Here is a 20,590-nt window from a genome sequence, read left to right on the forward strand (position 1 = left end):
TCGCCTACCCGAAACTATAATAGCACATATTTGTTATAAGCAAAAATTTGATTATGATACAACCTTATCAATCATACTCTGAAGCTTAGCTTTGCTCTGAGCTCCAACCGCCTGATCTACAAGTTCTCCGTCCTTAATAAATGCAAACATCGGGATAGACATAACGCCATATTTCTGAGCAATCTCAGGCTGCTCATCCACGTTTATCTTTCCAACCTTGAGCTCTCCGTCATATTCTTTAGCAAACTCATCGATCATGGGTGCCATCATCTTACAAGGGCCACACCAGTCAGCCATAAAATCGATAAGAACCGGAAGCTTACTGTTGAGAACTTCTTCCTCAAAGTTGTCTGTTGTAAATGTGTACTCAGCCATCGTCCACCTCTTTCCGCGATATTGTGGTATCGCTTTGCGTAAATTAATGTAACAACCCTAGCGCTTAATAATATATTTGAAGATCGGATTCCCTTTAGCGGAAAACTTCTCCTCATATTCTGTCATTATGTTGCCATCGTTCATTGCGGCATCATTATGAAGATCATAGGTCACAGCTTCGGCATGCCAGCCGGCCGTGTTCAGTTCCATCAAAGAAAAATCAAAAAGGTCTCTGTTGTCTGTCTTGAATTCCAACTGTCCGTCTTTTTTAAGAATGCGGTCATACCGCCGCAGAAAAGTGCTTGAAGTCAATCGCCTCTGAGCATGTCTCTCCTTGGGCCAGGGATCAGAGAAATTGAGATAAATTCTGTCTACCTCACCTTCCTCAAATACCTCATTAATGATCTCAGCTTCCATTCTTATGAATCTAACATTGGTAAGCTCAAGTTCAGTCTGCTTTTGTACCGCTCTTAAAAGTACACTGGAATATTTTTCTATTCCTACATAATTTATATCGGGATTGGCTGCTGCCATATCCATTATGAAGCGTCCCTTACCCGTTCCGACTTCTATCCTCACGGGATTATCGTTTCCGAACACTTCCTTCCATTTTCCCTTATGCTCCTCCGGATTATCTATTGTGAAGGGGCTCTCTGCAATCCTTTCTCTGGATCCTGCTACATTTCTAAGCCGCATAAATTGAATTCTACCTTTCAATATAATAATTATAATACCAAATGCTACATATTGAAAAGTTTTTGCAGCTTCATCTTTGGTTTTATCCACTTTTAGTGTATCATAGATTAGCAGACTGTCGCTACAAGGAGTTTTATGAATTACAAAGGTTTTATAAATAAACTTAATATGATCATTTCCATGGTTCTAATATCTGTTCTGCTTACTCAGAACGGGTCTTTTTGCCATGCGGAAACTGATCTTGAGGCAGCGCAGAATGCTCGAAAAGAGTTGCCCATTCAAAGCAATGACACTCCGGGATGGCCCGCCGGTCCTCAAATTGGTGCAGAGGCCGCAATTCTGATGGATGCCAATACCGGGACAATTCTTTATGCAAAGAACATTCATGAAGAGCTCTACCCTGCAAGCACCACAAAGATAATGACTTGTCTTCTTGCGGTTGAAAACGCAGGACTTAATGACAGAGTTGATTTTTCCTATGAAGCTATACACTCCGTCCCCTCCGACGGTTCAAAAATCGGCATGGATGCAGGTGAATATCTGTCACTTGAAGAATGCCTTTACGGAATCATGGTTGGTAGTGCAAACGAAGTTGCAAATGCCGTTGCGGAGCATGTAAGCGGATCCATTGACGGCTTCATCGATCTTATGAATGAAAAAGCCGCTTCATTGGGATGCACAAATACTCACTTCTCAAATACTAACGGTCTTCAGGCTTCCGATCACTACACAAGTGCTTATGATCTTGCCCTGATTTCTTCAGAGTTTTTCTCAAATGAGCTCCTCTGCAGAGTCGGTAATACGCCAAGATATCACTTTGAGCCAAGTGCCGGGCAGCCCGATGATTTTTATCTTAATAACAAGCATAAACTGATATCCGGTGAAATGTCTTATCCTGGTATCATCGGCGGCAAAACCGGTTATACCGATCTGGCCAGAGAAACCCTCGTCACCTGTGCAGAACGCGGTGGTATGAAACTTGTGTGTGTCGTTTTTATGGAGGAATCTCCCTCTCAGTTTACGGATACGGTAACTTTATTTGACTATGGTTTCAACAATTTTAAAACAGTAAATATTAAAAGTGAAGAAAGCGGATATATCCCGAGGGATAACGCCTTTTTCTCTTCCGGAAACGATATTTTCAAAGCACCCTCTTCTGTTCTTGAGTTTGGAAAATCGGATTATGTGATTCTTCCAGTTAATTCCTCACTCTCGGATGCCACATCCACAGTATCCTATGATAATGCAGATGGTTCTTCAAACGTAGTTGCAACAATTAATTACTCATTTAACGATGTACCTATAGGTTCCGGACATGTCCTCGTCTCTCAGGCATCATCCTCTCAGGCAGCTTCTGAAGACAGAGACATTAAAACCATATATTTAAACATGAAACAGATCATTACATATTTTGCCTTTGCCGGCTTTTCATTAATTCTTCTTATCTATATATCTTCACTAATCAGCACTTATAGCTTTGGTGGAAGCAGAGAAGATCGTAAAAGACTTAACAGAAGAAAACGTGAAGCAAGGAAAAGAAGCGGTCCGAAATTATGAGTTTTTCTTATGGTCCGAAAGCCTGTTAAAGCTTTTCTTTTCGGATTTTGCCTTCATTTCCAGCATTTCTTTATCTGTAATAAATTTGAGAGTCTTAACCGCATAATACTTCTGGCTTTCCGCCTTTTTAACACGGACTTTAGCTCTCATATATCCATGCTCTTTGCAAAGCGATACGCTGTAAAAGTGTTTCCCGTTATTAGAGAACCATTTCACCTTACGCTTTATGGGCTTATTACAGATATAGCACTTTGTCCCCATTACTTCGGGATCTGATAACAGTTCTTCTCTCGTCTTAAATTCTCTTGAAATATATTTTGCATAATGCTCAAAGATTATATGAACTTCCTGGTCTTTGGTCTTGGGAGTCACATAATTATCAAATGAGTAGTTATAAAAGACCTTGCGACTCAGCTCACAGAATATTCTGGCTGTATAATCCGCATCCGACAAAGCTCTGTGGAAGGCCCCGTCCTTTTCCATTCCGAGGCTGTCTGTAGCATGCTCCAACGACCTTCGCATTTTTCCGTCTTCATACTGGATGCTGAAAAGCTTCTGAACATCATAGAACGGAAGCGGTCTGTCTGAAAGTAGCGGGAGATCGTAAAAATCCATATTGCGCTGAAGCTCAGTAAGATCAAGAGGTCCCCAGGTACAAAATGTCGGTTTCTCACCGCACCACTCCAGGAATTCGGTAATAACAGTAACGAAATCATCACCCTTCTGAAGATCCTCCATTGAAATATGGATAAGATCTTCAGTTATCTTATGCATCTTTTTATAAACCTGCGGTCTTATGAGTCTGCTGAATTCACCTGTCCTGTTCATATTTTCATCGATACGAACCGCACCGATCTCAATAATCTCAAAGGGCAGGGATTTGCCGTTTCGCTCTTTTACTGTTTTCCCCTGATTCCACTCAAGGTCGAAGACAATGTAATTACCCATTCTTTACCTAAATCCTCATCAGCATTAATACTCTTTGGCAGGTGTCCAGTGTTCCTGACCATACATATCAGTGAATTTGAAGGTTACGAGAACTTTCCCATCTCCCACGGAAGTGTTTGCAATGTGCAAATCCTTCATATCACCTTCAATAGTCAGGGTCTCTCCAAGATGATATTTATCCTGGAATACCTGATCATAATCATAAAAGTCACAAAGGAAATCTATTGTATCGCCTTTTACAAGTTCAGTGAGGTTCTTTGCTACAGTCTCAGTCTCTCCTTCGACATAATCATAATTTACACCTGCAACATAGCCATCCTCGTTTTCAGAATCAAATACAAGAATAAGATTTGCCCTTACTCCGTTTACCTCACAGGGAACCCTTCCTGTTATAGCGTAGTTGTCTGAATCCCCCTGGGTATCCAGACGATAGTATGCAACCGGATGACCATCTATGGAAATCCAGGTTCTGTCTGAAGGAGCTACGGGATTTCCGTCTGCATCAATGTCGTAGGAATTATCAAGTCCGAGATCAATATATCCTGTGCCATCGTCATAGAACATATTTACATCAAGGTCTGAAACAAGCTCCCACTGCTCCGCGGACATCTGGATTACCGATTCCCCATCTGCATTTTCAGTCCACATGAGATTGTCTAAGTCAAAGTGATTCTCTGCGACATACTCAGCCATAGTCTCAACGTCAAGTCCTCTTCCAAAGAATGAGGAGTTGGATGCATCAAGCCCCGATACACCTGAAACACCATCTGACATCATGGCTCCGAATAATTGGATAAGCACATCTGCGCTGGAAACACTCTGTCCTTGCCCACTTACATCTCCGAAAAGGCTTCCTGCAGGAGAAGTTGTTCCGCCTGCTGCAACCTGACCGGCAACCTCCATGGATGCTGCCTTCTGAATACAATCAGCATAGCTGCTGTCCATTCCGATGGCTTCGTAGGTGTTGACCATGTTGTCCACCTTCGAAGTCTTTTTATAAGGAAAATAAATCGACAGTCCATAAGCATTTGTCATGCTCTGACTGGTTCTGTTGTACTTTACGCACCCTTTAAGTGCCTCGGCAAGCTCTTTTGACTCTTCCGTACCCATGTTTGTTGCAAGATGAATGAGATCCACCTGATCTATTCTTGAGGAAGCAGCAAATTCTCTGGCCTCGGATCTCGCATTTGAAACAAGCTTATATTCCTTATTGGATATTTTTTCCGACGTTTCTGTCGCAAAATCCTTTAACTCTCCGGGCACAGTATTCTGAAGCTCGGCGAGGTCAATCAGCGAAAGTGTCGTCTTCTGGCCTCTGCAGGTTTTTGCACATTCATCAGTGTAAGAATCAATTATAAGTTTAGCCAGATCAGGAGTTTCCATTGAAGGATTTTTGGAGTATTCATTTAACCAGGGTGTGTAAAACCAGCCAACACCGGGTTCTGTCTCCTCTGAGGCAATCATGTAATCCGCATAATTGGATGCAACAAGAGCTGTCTCAACTGTTGCCATAAGGCAGGCATCAAATCCGATAAAGTCATAGGTTATTCCGCTGTCCTTAAGGGCCTCGTTAATCTGAGACAAATCCATTGAGCCGTTTCGTGCGAATTTTTCATCATAACCGTAACCGCTGACCGAGCCGCCGCCGTGATCCCAGAAAATAAGATCATATCTGTCAGCTTTAAAGTTTTCGCTCGCCCATTTTACAAAATAAGTCAGATTAGCAGGATCTGTCATAGGCTTCTCGCCAAGGCCATCCTGCAAAAGAGCAAGTCCGCCCTTTTTAACCTGATATATCTGATTGGTTCTGCTGGAAATAAGGTTGTTCTGCCAGTTCTTACAACCACCCGTATAAACAATAATATTAATGTTATCGGAAAGATCCGCGCCCATCATTTCCTGAAGATCCTTCGTCGCCATAGCGCTTCTGGACTCAAGATCTGTTCCGCACATATACACCATAATTGTGGTGGTGTCTGTTCCGTCGCCTTTTAAAACAGTTCTCTTATCTCTGGAACCATCAGCGACATCCTTGTTCAGATTACCTGTATTGGGAGTTTCACTCCACTGGCTGCTTGCCTGACCGTAATATCCCGTGCCTCCGCCAAGAAGTGTTCCCAAAAGAGAACCCATCTGTGAGCTACCTGCACTGTTACTGCCACTTTGTGCAGATGCAGTGTCATTTTGCTGCGTTGTACTCTGTGTTTCCAAGGTAGTAGTTGCTGTCTGCGGGGTAGAATTAGTCTGTGACTGCGTATTCGTATAAGCAGTCTCGTTTCCTCCGGAAAATCCTCCCATGAGACTTCCGATACCGCCACCGCCTCCAAGAAGTAATATCGCCAGAATAATTATTATGGAAAGAGGACTTCTGCCACCTCCGCTTCTCTGAGGTCCGCCTCCTCCTGTTGTTCCGGATCCGCCACCTTTTCCCGAATAACCGTCAGATGATCCTACGGGTCCTCCTCCGAGTCCGTCACCTCTCTTATAGACTCCGGTTCCCCCTTCTTCAATGTTTTTCTTTCTCCTGATCGGTTGATCCGCCATAACTTTTTCCACCTTTCCTCTTGCTTACTCTATTACATAGATTTTTTTGCCAAAACTGTCGGCAATATATAATCTTCCCCCTTGCATGCACATTCCCACCGGAGATACCAGTTCTGCATCAGGTATTTTTTCATCCTTTACTTCCACTGTTGTCACCTGACCATCACTGATTCTTCTTACTGCGCCGTTTACCGTATCAGCAACGAAAACAGTACCGTCATTTGCAACCGCAACAGCCTTGGGTGAAGAAAAAGTCGCTGCAGATGCATCCCCGTCCGTAAATCCCTCGGTTCCACTTCCGGCTACAACCTCTATATCCCCGGAGGATTTTTTTGAAGAAGCATCCGATACGTTAACTCTTAAAATTCTGTTATTCCCGGTCTCAGCAATATAGAGAAATCCGGAATTATATCCAAGTCCCATGGGACAGTTAAGATCATCAAGAAGAGTTATGATGTCTCCTCCTGATGTTATCACCTTGATACTATTGGCATGTGTATCTGAAACAAAAAGGTTTCCGTTCTCATCTGATGCCATGCCTGTCGGGAACTCAAAACTCTCCGAATCACCGGATGAATTCAGCACAGTTTCGACTTTATCTGCGCTTACTATACGAATAACTCCGTTGTCTGTATCCGATACAGCTATTCCGGCTCCATAAGCACTCACATCCCAGGGCAGTTTAAAAAGAGCCTGCGCAGGATCTGCATCATTATAGCCTCCCTGCGGTTTGTCATACGCATCTTTCTCACTGTCGGCACCGGCAAATATTTCTGCTCCGCTCTCAGTAACCTTCCATACACACTTTGAGTAGGAGTCCGTTACATAGAGGGCGTCTTCAAACACGCACATTCCGCCGGGTTCAACGGTATCCGGAAGAGCATCAAGATTAAAATCTATGCTATTTTCATTTTGAATCCCAACTACTTTTTCCGGGGAATCAGATGAAGTTTCTTCAATATAAGCTTCCTCTGTCTCCTCAGCACTCTCTTCCTGTGCGGCTTTTTCCTGTTTTTCCTTAAAAAGGCCGCAGGCCACCATGGACACGGTAAATGCTGTTACCAAAAGTACAAGAAAAACGATTACCCACTTAAATCCTTTTTTCTTTTTTTTGTTCATAAGACTCCCCCACAAGAATCTATAATCACTACTATTATGAGTATATCACAAATAATGCCTATTTCCGCTGTACTACGGCATCTATTTCTTTAAGCTCATAATCCTTTATCCTTATTCCGTCAAAGGTGTGCTCTATAGTAAAATATGCCTCTCCTCCAAGTCTGGTAGCTTCATCCTGCTTCTGATCTGCACGGAAATTTCCAAGAGAATAGTACACAAGCGTCTCACCGCCATCCTCTCTTTCAAGTGTCTGAACGTATTGAAGTACGTGAGGATGTGTTCCTATTACCACATCTACTCCCGCATCACACAGGAGATAGGCAAATTCTCTCTGGTCATCACTTATACTTTTTGTGTATTCATCTCCCCAGTGAGCATAGACAACGATAAAATCCGCTTCTTTTTTCGCATCTTGTATATCGTTTACACACTGTTCCTTTTCCTTTTCTGTCTTCGGAATGTAATGGACAGCGTAGGGATACTTTTCGGACATATCCATCCCGTTTGTTCCGTAGGTATAACTGAAAAGAGCAATCCGTATACCGTTTTTACTTATTATTTCGTACGGTCTGTATGCCTTGTCGCTGCTTCCCTGTATTCCGATACAGGTTATATCATTCTTCTTATAAAAAGAGGTAGTAACATCTATACCATAAATTCCCTTATCAAGAGCATGATTATTCCCGCATACTGCTACATCAAATCCCGCATTTTTTATGGCTTCTCCAACCTCTATCGGAGATCCAAACTGCGGATATCCGGAAACAGCGGAGGGCTTATCCACCAGTATGGTCTCCGCTTGAATTGAAGCTATGTCGGCAGATTCTATCTCCTTTATAAAAGGCTCATAGAGAAAGCTGAAGTCGCCGTGCTTATTGGTATACGCGTACTCATAAATACTCTTATGGATAATGTTGTCTCCGAAAGCCGCGAATTTCACCTCATTATCGATGTTCTTAAGGCCAAACGAGCTCCATATCCATAGAGTATTATCATTATTTCTGTCTTCTGTGAGGATTATCGCTTCATCTCTCTCAAGCAATTTCATTCTGGTCACAAGTCTGCCTATATCCGATGCAAACCACTTGGAATCTATCTCTCCGTTTTCTGAGATGTCATATATGAAAATATGCTGAGAATAGCTGATTTCATCCCCTGTAACCCAGAAGGGCTTTTCATTTCCGTAGCGTCCTCTCTTCCATAAAAGAAGAATCAGTTCCTCGTCACCGTTTCTGTCTATGTCAGTAATAAAGGCATCCTGTATCTTTAATTCCTTATTGTTTGTCCACAAAAGATTTCCGTCTCTGTCAGTCAGCGTAACCTTTTTTCTTTTCAGGTGACATTCGATTCCGGCATCTGACGTAAATTCCTTTTCCTGCCAGGAAACCCACGAGGGTAAGAGCAGCGCCCAATATATGCAGCAAATGGCTGCCGCTATTACAAGCAGCAGCCACACTGATTTTTTTGAACTCAAAATTTTTTTCATCTCTTCACGCGATAACTCATAGTCCACTGCGGTTTGTCAGGTGTGGATTCCGCTTCAACCCAGTTCCAATCATCATCCAGATATCCGCCGTTAAGTCTTCCTCTCCACTCTGAGTCTGTCATTCTATCCGAAATCGGTACCTCAAATTGATAGAAGCTGTAAACACTGCCTCGTCCGACATGAAGTTTTCCGTCAATAGGAAATACTACATATACACGGTCAGCTCCGCCTGTACCTACTTCGAGAACCGATCCGTTGGGATCTGTTGCGATGTCCGCAACTATTGGGCACGGTGCCTGATAGCTGTATGAAAGTCCCTCCACCGTATCTTTATTTACTTCAACCCAGAAATGCTCGAGGTTACCACCGTAGCATCTGATAAATTCGTAGTCCTCATCACTAAGGGATTCATTTTTCAGCTCTTTTTCGGAAATATCAAGAAGCTTTTTAGCCATATCGGAAAGCAGATCAAGGTCTTTTTCTGCGGAAGACTCAAGCATTCCCATATCTTTCAGTCCCTCTTTTGTCTTGTTTGAGAGGAATAAAAATCTACTGTATACTACCGGCTCCGGATCTACATATCCCCTGTCATCCGGAATGTCCTCATCATCGTCTCCGCCGCCCATTTCTGCCATTATCTGCTTTGCATATAAAATGGTATCGTGCTTGAGCTCGGCATAAGAACCCGCAAAGGTCTCCAGATCCTTCTTTTGCCATTCATCGGACAGCATGTATGAAGGATATCCTTCAGGCTTTTTCTCGAACAACGGTCTCAGCGTATTGAGCCATCCGGAATAAAGGCTTGCGTTCCAGAGTTCATTGTTGTCACCGCTAAAGAAGCCTTTGAGAACAGTGAGATTGTCGGTATAATTCTTATAATCCGTTGCCCCGTTCTCATCAAGAATCGAATATGCAGTATCAGAACCAAGGACTGCTGCCGTATCAAGGGTATCAGGAAGATATCTGTTATCTCCGTTACTGTTTTCCTGGACATTTCGATATACAAGGCGCTGCATTATTGAAGCATCTATGGTAAATCTCTGTCCCATAAATCTGAAGGAAGGTATAACAACCTCTTCATCTTCGTAAACGGGAACCGAATTAATCTGCGGAGGATCCAGTTTTTCTGCTGCCTTTATGACTTTATCCAGTGATGAACTATCGGAAGATAAATCTGCTGCTGCCGGCATTTTTCCATAGCATGTCTTTACAAGATCAGCAAAAACATTATATCCCGGGTCATCGGACGCTCCTGCAAAGAAGCTTGTTATACTATAGATATCAGCCCAGTCCTCAGGCTTTTCATCTATCGCCATAGTCATCAGTACTGCGCTCTTAACTCTCTCTTCGGATTCAAGCTCAAACGGAATACGTCCATACCACATCATGGCTCTGAAGTACTTCTCCAGAGTCTCATCTCCTTCGTAGTAGCCCCTTACCTTGTACTGAGAATAATCCTCGTTAAGTTCAGTGAGTCCGCATACACTGATGCCGTCAGCCGACATGATTTTGTCATACTCAGCGCTTACAAGGTCTTCAAAATTCTTATCATTTATCGGAGCTTTATTATTTCCATCCTGAAGGAGTGACCCTATATAGAAAAAGGCAAGATTATTAAATGCTGCTTTTTCCCAGTCTGTTCCCTTTAATTCTTCATATTGTTTTTGTGAAATCTCAAGCATATTGTCCGTAAGACTCATAAGCTTATCCGACAAAAACTTCTTTTCCGTATTTTTCATAAGGAATGCAAAATACAAATGATAAGTATGCATCAGTGAATCCACTGTTACAAAGCTTGGGAAATAGTCGTAACGATTATCTTCATAAACATCAAAGAATTCATCTTCATTGCTTTCTGTCACAACAAAAGAATTCTTTATAAGCATGTTTCTGAAATCAGTTACATTATTGTATTCGTCCTCATACTCAGTCTCAAAGAGTCCAGCAAAGCGTTTATGATATTCTACATTTGAAAAATCTTCCGCCACGGAATATGCAGGGATGGACGGAACAAGGTTCTCGTCGTAATAGATTTCTTCCATGTCTCCAAGCAGAGACAAATTGATGACATCATAATCAGATCCGCCTTCATCTTCCTGCGAATCTGTGGTTTCATCAGTCGTTTCTTCCGGCTCCTCATTTTTCACAGAAGCATCATCGTCGCTGCTCTCGGTTTTTTCATCAACAGCAGCCTCTGTTGTATCTTCTGAGTCCTTTGCTTTATCACCAAGATCAGTCTGGTCACTCACACTATTACCTGGAGTGGTACTACCGGCACATCCTGATATGGCCATAGATAACGTCAATAATATAGTAACAACCTTTTTCTTCATACTAAAACCCTCATTAAAAAACTGTATTGCGTTTTTGTTGCAACTATAAAAAGTATATCACATATTAAACAAATAGAAAAAACTGCTCAATTCATGCAATGTATCTCTCGATTATTTTTGCCGTCTCATCAATTTCAAGTTCTGTGTTATCAATAAACATCGAAAACTTACCTTTATTCTTTCTAAACCAGCGGTTAAAACCAACGTGTGGTTCAATCACTTCATCAGAAGTGAAGCCTCTCTCTGCCGGTCTGGCCTTAAGCCTTTTTACTATCTTCGGAAATTCTTCCCAAAGTTATTCCAGAAAAAACTGTATTCTTCATTTCTTGCAAAAACGAAGGCGTAATAAGAATTTCTTCTTGCCTGCTTCAGGAACTGTATATATTCCTGCTGATAAGGAACAGAAAAAGTATGATTTTCATAGATGACTATCAGCGGTAGATCAGTAAAATCCGCTGCTCTTGAATCTATCTGCTTATCATCTTCTGTGCCAATGAGCCTTAGAGGAATTCTGACAAGCTCAGACATAAAATACTCTGAGTAATCGGGAGCATCTTTATCCATTGAGCTCAGATACATACGCACCCATTCTTCTCCAAGTCCCTGTGATGCGTAATTCTCTGCTGAGGTGATGGAGGGCGAAAACATTGGAAGATTCACTTTCTTTCCATATACCAGCTTTTTGATGGTTTCAGGTGAAAGATAGAATTCTTCTGCTATTTCCATGATAGAGTGTCCCGCAGAGTAGCGATTGCAGATCATGGCATTTCGCTTATTGAGTCTTTCTCTATAGCCGGATGCTTCGCCCCATCCCTTAGCGGATTCTTTCTTAGGAATATATATCACTTTCCCGCCCGCATACTTTTGAACTTCCTCTAATAGTTTTTCAGGCAAAATGTTTTTGGCATTTTCGTATTTCATACAAGCTTATTCATTCTTTCTTCAAGAGCATTTATGGATTTTACGATTGAATTGCAGGATTCAAGGTCATCTATTGAAGCATGCCATCTGAGTGTAACAATTCCTTTGTAATAAGCCATGCACAAGAAACGCTCTTTGAAATTCTCAATTTTAATATTCTTTTTCTTTGCATATTCATAGAGCTTTTCCGGAACCAGAAGATATGGCTTATTGAGATCAAGGATTACAAAATCCATCAGATAATCCATTATTCCGGCTCTTCCCCAGTCAGCGCAGTAGGTCTTTCCGTCTTCTCCAACGATCATATTACAGAAGAATGTGTTGTTGTTGGCAAGAAATCTCTGACCTTCGCAAAACGGCGCATACTTAAGAGCTTTTGATGCGATCTCGTTGTAATAATCTTCCTCAAGGAAGGTGGTTCCGAACATTTCCTTCCAGTTCTTCCAATAGCCATCCTCAGGATCACCGAGCATATCATCACGGATGAAAGCTTCAAGACTCTCAAATGGAGCTCTGTTGTTCTCATCAAACTCTCCGTAGCCTTCTACAGAAGATACATCGGTAGCTGCAATCTCAAAGATCATGTCAAAAAAGTTTTCATAACTCTTCTCAAATTCTTCAGGAGAAAGTTCACTTGCGCTTCTGCCCTTAGGGCTCATCTCTATTTTTTCCTTAGTAAGGTTTCTTATAAAAATATCTCTGTTCATGTTTTTGTCCTCATCTATTTGTCTTATGTAATGTTTACTTTGTCTTTTGTATCAGCGCTTTTACAATTATGATGATATCAGCGTCTGTCCTGTAATCAAATAGAGAGAACCGTTATAACAGAACTATACCTAATTTACTCATTTTTTATTGCGATAGCTGTGAACTCGCCGGGAAGCATATCATTCTCCCAGGACGGGTGTTCATCAAATCTTTCCAAAGTAAAGCCATTTCCTATTATGGAGTTGATGATTTCGCTGATTGTGTACTTCCGATACTGGCACTTTGGAATCTGCCTGCGAATTTCTTCATCATAGAATCTGGCATGTGCCATTTCTCCCTCAAAAATATCAGTAGAAAAATAGCTCATAGTAGGCTGCTGCAGACCAAGCGCATCTGAAATCTTTGTAAATGGGTGGAAATCACTGCAAATCATTTTCCCATTTGGTTTTAAAAGCTTGTTCATCACTTTCATAAAGGCATCTATATCATGGAAGTAGTGCAAAATTCCGCCTTCCATGAATATCACATCAAAGAAGCCTTCATATTTGCTCATGTCAATTTCCATGATATCGCAGACTTCATATCCAATTGTGGTGCCTGCTGCCTTGGCAGTCTCGACTGCATATTTCTTATTGGCTTCAGAGATATCGAATACTGTCACCTCCGCTCCCAAAAGTGCAAGTGGAACTGCTTTTTTTCCGCATGATCCACATATATTGGCAACCTTTATACCTTCATATGTATCAAAATAGTTTGCATATTGTTTGAGCATCTTTCCGGGATTTTCCTTATCCTTTGCCGCTCTTTCCTCCGGTGTCCCCGCATTTCTTACCCAGAAATCATATGCATCAAACTCCCAGGCTTTCTTGTGTTGTAAGCTATACTCTTCCAAATCATTCACCCCTTTTTTATCTTTTCCCATAATTTATTTTTCTGTTCTATACCGAACTTCAAAATCTTCCATAATGAATCGACCGCATAAGGCACATAAACCTGCATATATGAAATATGCATCTGCTCAGCACCTTTAAATATCAAATCAAACTCTTCTCTTGATATTTCTTCCGTGCCGAAATACCCTCTCAAAAAACTCCTCGCCAAATCAAATCTGTAAGTCATCTCTTCTGTATCGTGGTTGAAATCCACAAACTGCATTATAAATGGCCAACCCAAATCTAAGTACCTGCTACCAATACCCATGATCTTTAATATAATAATTTCCATCCTTTGCGGCAAAAATTCCTGGCGCCATACCATTTTCATTGCCCAGATATAGGTGTGATGAAGTATTGCTCTTTATTGTAGTCTCAGGTACTGAGTCAGGTAAGCCTTTCAGTAGATAATCCTGCGTTTCTGTTTTGATTTTAAACATCAGCCTTGCAGATTCTTCATTGAACCTCTCTCCTATTTCAGGATTATCCAAATCCCAATGACACTGAACTATTTCAAGGATAGTCTCATCACTAATATTTATCATTATTTTTCTCCGGTTACAAATCAAACAGGCTCATCTGCTTATACTTATCCGGCATCTCCTGTATAAATTCAAAACACTCTTTTGGTGTTGAAAGGATATTATTTTCCTTACAAATATTCCGAAACAGCGCTTTCAACTCTTTTGAATTAGGACTTGGAAGTTCATATGCATTACCATATCGCTTTATGTATTTCTCTTTCATCCCGGGAAAATTCTTATCAAGCGCAGCATAATAGTACTCCCTGTCGCCTTCCCTGAGAGTAAGACCCATTCCAAAATCGATGATGCCCTTTACTCCTGTCCTAACACATTCATTCAGAATAGCTTCTATGTTTTCTTTTGTATCATTGATAAACGGAAGTATAGGTGTCAGCCATACAACTGTAGGGATGTCTCGTTCCTGCATAATTTCCAAAACCTCGATACGGCGTTTTGTGTTGCAGACATTTGGCTCAAGAATTTTACACAACTCATCATCATAGGTTGTAAGTGTAATTTGGACTACACATTTTGCACTGCGATTTATTTCTGAAAGAAGGTCAATATCCCGAAGTATTAAATCTGATTTTGTCTGAACTGCTGCCCCAAAACCATTCTCCAAAATAATTTCAAGGCATCGCCTCGTTAGCAGAAGTTCCTTCTCACAATGCATATAAGGATCCGACATCGCCCCTGTCCCAATCATGCACTTTTTTCTTTTTGACCTTAGTGCCTGTTCAAGGAGCTCGGGTGCATTCTGCTTTACCTCAATATCCTCAAAAGGATGTGTGAACTGATAGCATTTACTCCTGCTGTCACAATAAATACAACCGTGGGTACATCCACGGTATATATTCATCCCAAAGTATCCATTTTTTCCGGATAAAATGCCTTTCGCATCAGTAAAATGCATCTCTTCACCTTCCAAAAATTCATTAGCTTTTGTAATTTATTCTCCATCCAAATAATTTACTTCAGAATCCATTTTGAATGACTTTTGCATGCCACCAGCCATAATCCGCACATTGCCTGAGTCGGGATACAATATGACATCCGGATTAGCTTTGGTATCAATATCAAGATATCCAGATCTTACAACTGATTTTTTAGAGTCAATATAAACTCCAGCATTTCCTTTTCTGTTTTTTCAGGGTATTGGTATCCACAACTATCTGAAATCATAATGCCAACTCTGTTCCAAAGCACTGCCACAGCATCAAACGCATCCCATATTTGATCATAATCAGCATTCGGATAAGTTCTTTTATATATCTGAAACATCTATTAGTTTTTGTCGCCCGGCAAGTATAGTTACTGCTCTTTCTACATCCATTACAGTAAGTCCTACCTCTGCATCCGTCTTAACCTGATGTTTTCCTATTTCAATATTATTTAACTCGAGGTCATCCAGTACTACCCAATTATCGTATGAGTTCTCTTCTAGCCACAGCAGTATTTCATCAGCCTTAACAAGACTGAATTTCTTAGTCTTTCTTATCTCTTCTGTAGTTAAGTCCGGTGTAACTCCTGCAAACTGAATACCTTCGCTCTTCATTGCATCAGCAAAAAACGCGGCTTCCGGCCTAAGTGGTTTCATTGATTTGTCAAACCAAAATCTCCAACCTGAGTGGAGAATTATCTTAGCGCCAGTCCTTTTTACAAGACTTCCCAACAAGCTTACTTTCTCAATATCTACGTATTTGCCTTCACTAATTTCTCGCTGATGCTCGTTGTCCCAGAACTTTGAATTCAGAACTCCATCAACATCAAGAAATATAATATTACTTAAACTTCGCACATAAAAAAGTGCTTTAGAACCTTGATAATTCAATAAGAACTGGCATTTTTAAAGGCGTGAAGCCTCTGCATTTGGTATAATTTAAGTACCACCAAAAACCATCCCAAAGGAGACTCACGCCTTGGCTAAAATTATATCACAGAACGACTACGATTCTAAGCAGATTACTGATTCTATCAGATACTTTTTTGAACGTTTTCACTTATCAGCTGTTCTCAAAGCATCCAATGCAAAGAAGTCGAAAGGCGTCGCACCGCTCCAGATCGTGAGTTATGCCTTTGCTTTGGTTTTTAGAAACAAATCTATGTACATGGACATGGTTCTCGGAAATAGCGAATTATCTTTTGCCAAAGATACATACTATCGTTTTATGAATAGCATCAGCATAAACTGGATTCGTTTCACAACACTACTTGCCGCCAACATCTGTAAGGAATCTATTGCACCTGCTACGTCTGAAGACAGAGTTAATGCACTTATCATTGATGACTCCACTTATTCAAGGAGCTGTTCCAAAAAGGTAGAGATGCTTGCAAAGATATATGATCATGCTAAAAATATGTACCTTTATGGATTCAGAATGCTCACTCTTGGGTGGACTGATGGAAATACATTTCTTCCGGTTAACCACATCTTACTTTCATCTTCAAGCAAATGTCAGGTCAATGGTTGTAATCCTATTGATTACAGAAGCAATGGTTACAAACGCAGAAAGCTCGCTATCATGAAGGGAACAGATGCAATGATCGAGCTTATCAAAGAAGCAAAAAAAGCAATGATCCCAGCTGATTACGTACTTTTTGACAGCTGGTTTGCTTCACCCAAAACACTTATTGCCGTACAGAAACTTGGCTATGAAGTTATTGCCATGATAAAGCGGTCTGAAAAAATGACTTTCAATTATGAAGGTCAGAAGCGCTCTCTCAAAGAAATATACAAAACTAATCGCAAGCGTCGTGGCAGATCAAAGTATCTGCTTTCTGTTGTTGTAGATGTTGAGAAGGATGGTGCTGTTATTCCTGCAAAAGTTGTATATGTCAGGAATCGTTCCAATCGGAAAGACTATCTTTGCCTGATTTCCACAAACGTAAACATAGATGAGGAAGAAATCATCCGTATTTACTCAAAGCGCTGGCAGATTATGCCGATATCAGCATAATATTCCATATGCCGATATTTTAGAAATGCCGATTTTTTCTTTCTAAAATATCATGAGCATAGCACTATGTAAATTTATCGGCATTTCTTACTATAGTGGTGTAACTATCATTGCTATAGATAGGAGGCCGCTTATGGTTAAATCAGACCACTTACTGAAACCATTGACCAATCAACTCATGAAGGAGGTGAGAGCCTACGGGATACTTGAGGTGTCCCTGGAGCAATACCAGGTAGTTTGCAACTTAATAATTCACTTCGCCCAAATGCTGCAGATAGATTCTTATAGTCAAGAACTGATGCAATTGTATACGGACAACATCAATGAAAGATGTTCTGCCGGAGAGATATGCAAGGAGTATCTTAGATTTCAGCGGAGGGTTATACGTATGCTTTCTTCGTTGGCAGAAACTGGTACTGTGGATTTTTCAAGCACAAAGTCACGACCAATTAAGTATATAGTTGATGATGAAACAACTCAGCTTGTCGAAAAGATACTTGAAAGCTATCCAATCAGTGAAGATACTAAAAAGGATCTCCGTGCACCTCTTAGACATTTCTTTTGGTATTCTGAAGAGCTTGGCCTTAAACCAGAACTGATCGATGATACTACTGTTATGAAGTTTTTAATCAATGAAGTTCCAGTATCAAACGGTGGCAGCACAGGACGCACGCTTAGATGTGTAAAGTATGCTACTGAATACCTTAAGAATCACGGTAATCGCAGGCTGCATCGTGACTATTCTCTCCTGAAACTGAAGAATGATCATAGGCGCATCATTCCTGCTTATTCTGAAAATGAGATAGAACGAATTGCTAACGCAGCAGACTTTGATAAGGCCATTGGCAAAAGGGATTTTGCTATTATTCTCTTGGCATACTGTACCGGCCTACGTGGAGTTGATATCATCGGTATCAAGTTATCCGACATAGATTGGCATAATAATAAAATCTCTGTAATACAATCAAAGACGCATATGCCAATAATGTCTGAACTGAATGGTTCTACTATGAATGCGTTGGCAGACTACATTCTTGATTGGCGTCCTGTTTGTGATGTGCAAGAGGTTTTTGTGACAGTAAAAGCTCCATATCGTGGATTGTCAAAAGGCTTTGGCAACATGATAGATAAGTACTGCAAGATTGCAGGCGTGACTAAAATTACTTTTAGAGGTTTTCACAGTCTAAGGCGTTCTTTTGAGACAATCATGGTTTCCAGAGGAGTGCCCATTGAAACTGCATCTCAGATGATGGGACATAAATCCATTGTTGAAGATAAGCCTTATATAACTTACGACAAAAAGCAGATATCATTTGTGGCAATGGACTTTTCGGATGTTCCTATCTCGGCTGGTTTTTACTACGTCCCTGATAAAGCCAGAGACTCCATGAATGGAGGTGGTGGCTGATGACGTTGGATACCAGACTCAACAATGCATTTGAAGAAATGATGGAATACCGGCAATCTGTAGGGTATGCGACAGCGACATATAGGTCGTCTGTTCCGCCGTTTATAAAGTTCTGTATCAAGAAATATCCCGAATCAAAACGCTTGACATCTGAAATGGTTGATGAATGGCTATCGTTTTACCCATACACGAACAACAGCAAAGCGGCTTTTATCTCTCTTCTGAGGGAGTACACAAAATACCTTAACTTTCTTGGATATGATGACTATATACCCGATGATGATTATATCGTAAAACGCACAGCGTATAGCCCATACCTTTTCACAGATGAAGAGTTATCAGGATTATTTAATACAATCGACTCCTATACTGGGAGAACTTGTGGCAAAAGATACTTGCCCGAGGTGGTACTGCCTGTGTATAGTCGCCTTCTTTATTGTTGCGGACTCCGCCCACAAGAACCGCCGGCAATACGTACCGAGGATATTGACCTGAATACAGGGGATGTATATATAAGACAGTCCAAGCGACATAAGGATCGCCACATCATCATGTCCGAGGATATGCGCATTCTTTGTAATCGGTATGACACCATAGTTGGAAAGAGACAATGGTTTTTCCAAAAATGGGATGGAACCCCTTATGAAACATCCTGGTTCAACTGCATATGGCGGAATCTGACAGATAAAAGTGGTATATCATGGAGAGGTGTTCCGAGGCCGTATGATCTGCGGCATGCATTCGCTTCAAGGAATATAATTCGATGGATGAATGCTGGCAAGGATGTGATGGAGCTGCTTCCATACCTCTCGGCATACATGGGACATTCAGAACTTACGTCCACACTATACTATATTCACCTTCTTCCGGAGAATTTGCGCAGATCTAAATCCATCAACTGGTCCCTTCTTTCACGTGTTTATGGAAAGGAGGTTCAGGAGTTTGAGGATTAAAGCAAAAGATCCAAAACTTGTATCCATTATGAGTGAGTTCATGAGAACTTACCTTCCAGGTGTTAAGAATCGTGATGCAGATACAATAGCTTCCTACAGATACAGCATAAACCTGTTTGTGGAATACCTTGAAGCTGAGAACAAAGCGACTATCATAACCATGCAGTCTTCTGATTTCAGCCAGACAAACATAGTCGGGTTCATGACATGGCTGAAGTCTGCTAGAAATAACGTGGCACCAACTATTAATCACAGACTGTCAGACATTCGAGGATTCTGTAGATTCTTATACAAGAAAAACATGCTTTCGTTTGAGGAATACGAAAGCATCAGGGAAATCAGTGATGTCGATGATGACCGGGTGATTGAGTTTACTTGGCTTTCAACAGATGATATGCGTCAAGTAATCAACAGTGTAAAAAACAACCGCGATGCCATCAGAGATCACTTTCTGTTGTCTTTGCTGTACGAAAGCGGGGCAAGGATAAATGAAGTGCTGTCACTTAAACTGCTTGATATTAAGAAAACCACCAATGGCGAAGCAGATGTACATTTCTACGGCAAAGGTAAAAAGCACAGAGTAACTCCGTTATCCAGTGAAATATGGAATCAGTTTGAAGTTTACTGCGAAAAATATCATCCCGACAAAAACTCGGATTCCCTGTTGTTTTATTCATTCCGAAATGGCAGACGTAACAAAATGTCTAGTGATAACGTGAGCCGTATGCTGACAATGTGTGAGATTGAGGTTCGTAAAATCAATCCCGGCTTGATTCATCTGCACTCACATCTTTTCAGGAGGACAAGAGCCATGCATTTGTATCAGGCTGGAGTTCCACTAGCTACTGTATCAGAATGGCTCGGTCACTCAAATATAGAGACTACTCGTTTTTACGCCAAGGTTACCGAAGATATGAAACGGGATGCGCTGCATAAGCTTAGCGATAGCGACAGCTCCGTCTTCAAAAATGATGTGGCATTTAAATATGCTAACGATGAAGATATCATCAAACGGTTGTGCGGGTTAAAATAAATGCCGATACTCTATTCTCTGTGCCTGGCATTAAGTCAGGCACAGGATTACATCAACGACATATCGGCATTTCTAAAATATCGGCATATGGCAGAT

The 20,590-nt window shown here is 41.1% G+C and carries 20 protein-coding genes; 5 read left to right on the forward strand and 15 right to left on the reverse strand.

The genetic code is table 11. The annotated features are described in order from the left end of the window. Positions 1-51: 51 nt before the first annotated feature. Both trxA and trmB read right to left on the reverse strand, forming a co-directional pair. Positions 52-375 carry a thioredoxin gene (gene trxA / locus BLR42_RS13730; RefSeq protein ID WP_022763000.1) on the reverse strand — a complete coding sequence of 108 codons (324 nt, stop codon included), beginning with the start codon at positions 373-375 and terminating at the stop codon, positions 52-54. A 57-nt stretch (positions 376-432) separates the two neighbouring features. After that, on the reverse strand, positions 433-1,071 hold the full coding sequence (gene trmB, locus BLR42_RS13735) for a tRNA (guanosine(46)-N7)-methyltransferase TrmB (RefSeq protein ID WP_091870282.1): 639 nt from the start codon (positions 1,069-1,071) through the stop codon (positions 433-435). A 135-nt stretch (positions 1,072-1,206) separates the two neighbouring features. Between trmB and BLR42_RS13740 the strand changes: the two genes are divergently transcribed. Beyond that, positions 1,207-2,628, forward strand: coding sequence for a D-alanyl-D-alanine carboxypeptidase family protein (locus BLR42_RS13740; RefSeq protein ID WP_091870243.1), 1,422 nt, complete (start codon positions 1,207-1,209; stop codon positions 2,626-2,628). Here the strand turns inward: BLR42_RS13740 and BLR42_RS13745 are convergent. The 13 genes from BLR42_RS13745 to BLR42_RS13805 form a co-directional block, all read right to left on the reverse strand. Then, complete coding sequence (locus BLR42_RS13745; protein ID WP_091870245.1) at positions 2,623-3,576, reverse strand: 3'-5' exonuclease; 954 nt, start codon at positions 3,574-3,576, stop codon at positions 2,623-2,625. The genes BLR42_RS13740 and BLR42_RS13745 overlap by 6 nt on opposite strands. A 24-nt stretch (positions 3,577-3,600) precedes the next feature. Then, positions 3,601-6,120 carry a clostripain-related cysteine peptidase gene (locus BLR42_RS13750; RefSeq protein ID WP_091870285.1) on the reverse strand — a complete coding sequence of 840 codons (2,520 nt, stop codon included), beginning with the start codon at positions 6,118-6,120 and terminating at the stop codon, positions 3,601-3,603. Positions 6,121-6,144: 24 nt separating this feature from the next. Beyond that, the gene (locus BLR42_RS13755) at positions 6,145-7,239 is read right to left on the reverse strand and encodes an NHL domain-containing protein (protein WP_091870248.1); all 1,095 of its coding nucleotides are present in this window, start codon (positions 7,237-7,239) and stop codon (positions 6,145-6,147) included. A 58-nt stretch (positions 7,240-7,297) separates the two neighbouring features. After that, positions 7,298-8,713 carry a CapA family protein gene (locus tag BLR42_RS13760; RefSeq protein ID WP_170832779.1) on the reverse strand — a complete coding sequence of 472 codons (1,416 nt, stop codon included), beginning with the start codon at positions 8,711-8,713 and terminating at the stop codon, positions 7,298-7,300. A gap of 8 nt (positions 8,714-8,721) precedes the next feature. Continuing rightward, the gene (locus BLR42_RS13765) at positions 8,722-11,058 is read right to left on the reverse strand and encodes a DUF3160 domain-containing protein (RefSeq protein ID WP_091870253.1); all 2,337 of its coding nucleotides are present in this window, start codon (positions 11,056-11,058) and stop codon (positions 8,722-8,724) included. Positions 11,059-11,328: 270 nt separating this feature from the next. Next, the gene (locus BLR42_RS23315) at positions 11,329-11,979 is read right to left on the reverse strand and encodes a CD3324 family protein (RefSeq protein WP_207648548.1); all 651 of its coding nucleotides are present in this window, start codon (positions 11,977-11,979) and stop codon (positions 11,329-11,331) included. Then, complete coding sequence (locus BLR42_RS13775; protein WP_091870256.1) at positions 11,976-12,686, reverse strand: hypothetical protein; 711 nt, start codon at positions 12,684-12,686, stop codon at positions 11,976-11,978. The genes BLR42_RS23315 and BLR42_RS13775 overlap by 4 nt, the downstream gene beginning before the upstream one ends. 134 nt (positions 12,687-12,820) lie before the next feature. Next, positions 12,821-13,609, reverse strand: coding sequence for a class I SAM-dependent methyltransferase (locus BLR42_RS13780; RefSeq protein ID WP_242879334.1), 789 nt, complete (start codon positions 13,607-13,609; stop codon positions 12,821-12,823). Continuing rightward, positions 13,585-13,911 carry a hypothetical protein gene (locus BLR42_RS13785; RefSeq protein ID WP_139165167.1) on the reverse strand — a complete coding sequence of 109 codons (327 nt, stop codon included), beginning with the start codon at positions 13,909-13,911 and terminating at the stop codon, positions 13,585-13,587. Before BLR42_RS13785 ends, BLR42_RS13780 begins: the two co-directional genes overlap by 25 nt. Beyond that, the gene (locus BLR42_RS13790) at positions 13,874-14,164 is read right to left on the reverse strand and encodes a hypothetical protein (RefSeq protein ID WP_091870261.1); all 291 of its coding nucleotides are present in this window, start codon (positions 14,162-14,164) and stop codon (positions 13,874-13,876) included. Before BLR42_RS13790 ends, BLR42_RS13785 begins: the two co-directional genes overlap by 38 nt. Before the next feature lie 13 nt (positions 14,165-14,177). Then, positions 14,178-15,056 carry an SPL family radical SAM protein gene (locus BLR42_RS13795; protein ID WP_091870264.1) on the reverse strand — a complete coding sequence of 293 codons (879 nt, stop codon included), beginning with the start codon at positions 15,054-15,056 and terminating at the stop codon, positions 14,178-14,180. Positions 15,057-15,235: 179 nt separating this feature from the next. Next, positions 15,236-15,424, reverse strand: coding sequence for an aminoglycoside 6-adenylyltransferase (locus tag BLR42_RS24235; RefSeq protein WP_091870266.1), 189 nt, complete (start codon positions 15,422-15,424; stop codon positions 15,236-15,238). Next, a complete protein-coding gene (locus tag BLR42_RS13805) occupies positions 15,408-15,941 on the reverse strand; it encodes an HAD domain-containing protein (protein ID WP_091870290.1) in 534 nt (177 codons plus the stop codon). The genes BLR42_RS24235 and BLR42_RS13805 overlap by 17 nt, the downstream gene beginning before the upstream one ends. A gap of 121 nt (positions 15,942-16,062) precedes the next feature. Between BLR42_RS13805 and BLR42_RS13810 the strand changes: the two genes are divergently transcribed. The 4 genes from BLR42_RS13810 to BLR42_RS13825 all read left to right on the forward strand — a co-directional run bounded on the left by BLR42_RS13810 (position 16,063) and on the right by BLR42_RS13825 (position 20,494). Beyond that, entirely contained in the window at positions 16,063-17,100 is a 1,038-nt protein-coding gene (locus BLR42_RS13810; protein WP_091870269.1) for an IS4 family transposase, read from the forward strand. Between the two features lie 133 nt (positions 17,101-17,233). Next, positions 17,234-18,508: a site-specific integrase gene (locus tag BLR42_RS13815; protein ID WP_170832780.1), complete on the forward strand. Its 1,275-nt coding sequence runs from the start codon at positions 17,234-17,236 to the stop codon at positions 18,506-18,508. Further along, positions 18,508-19,461 carry a tyrosine-type recombinase/integrase gene (locus BLR42_RS13820; RefSeq protein ID WP_091870274.1) on the forward strand — a complete coding sequence of 318 codons (954 nt, stop codon included), beginning with the start codon at positions 18,508-18,510 and terminating at the stop codon, positions 19,459-19,461. The genes BLR42_RS13815 and BLR42_RS13820 overlap by 1 nt, the downstream gene beginning before the upstream one ends. Next, the gene (locus BLR42_RS13825) at positions 19,451-20,494 is read left to right on the forward strand and encodes a tyrosine-type recombinase/integrase (RefSeq protein ID WP_170832781.1); all 1,044 of its coding nucleotides are present in this window, start codon (positions 19,451-19,453) and stop codon (positions 20,492-20,494) included. Before BLR42_RS13820 ends, BLR42_RS13825 begins: the two co-directional genes overlap by 11 nt. Positions 20,495-20,590 lie beyond the last annotated feature (96 nt).

The sequence above is a fragment of the Butyrivibrio sp. INlla16 genome, from assembly GCF_900104155.1.
Taxonomy (GTDB): Bacteria; Bacillota; Clostridia; order Lachnospirales; family Lachnospiraceae; genus Butyrivibrio.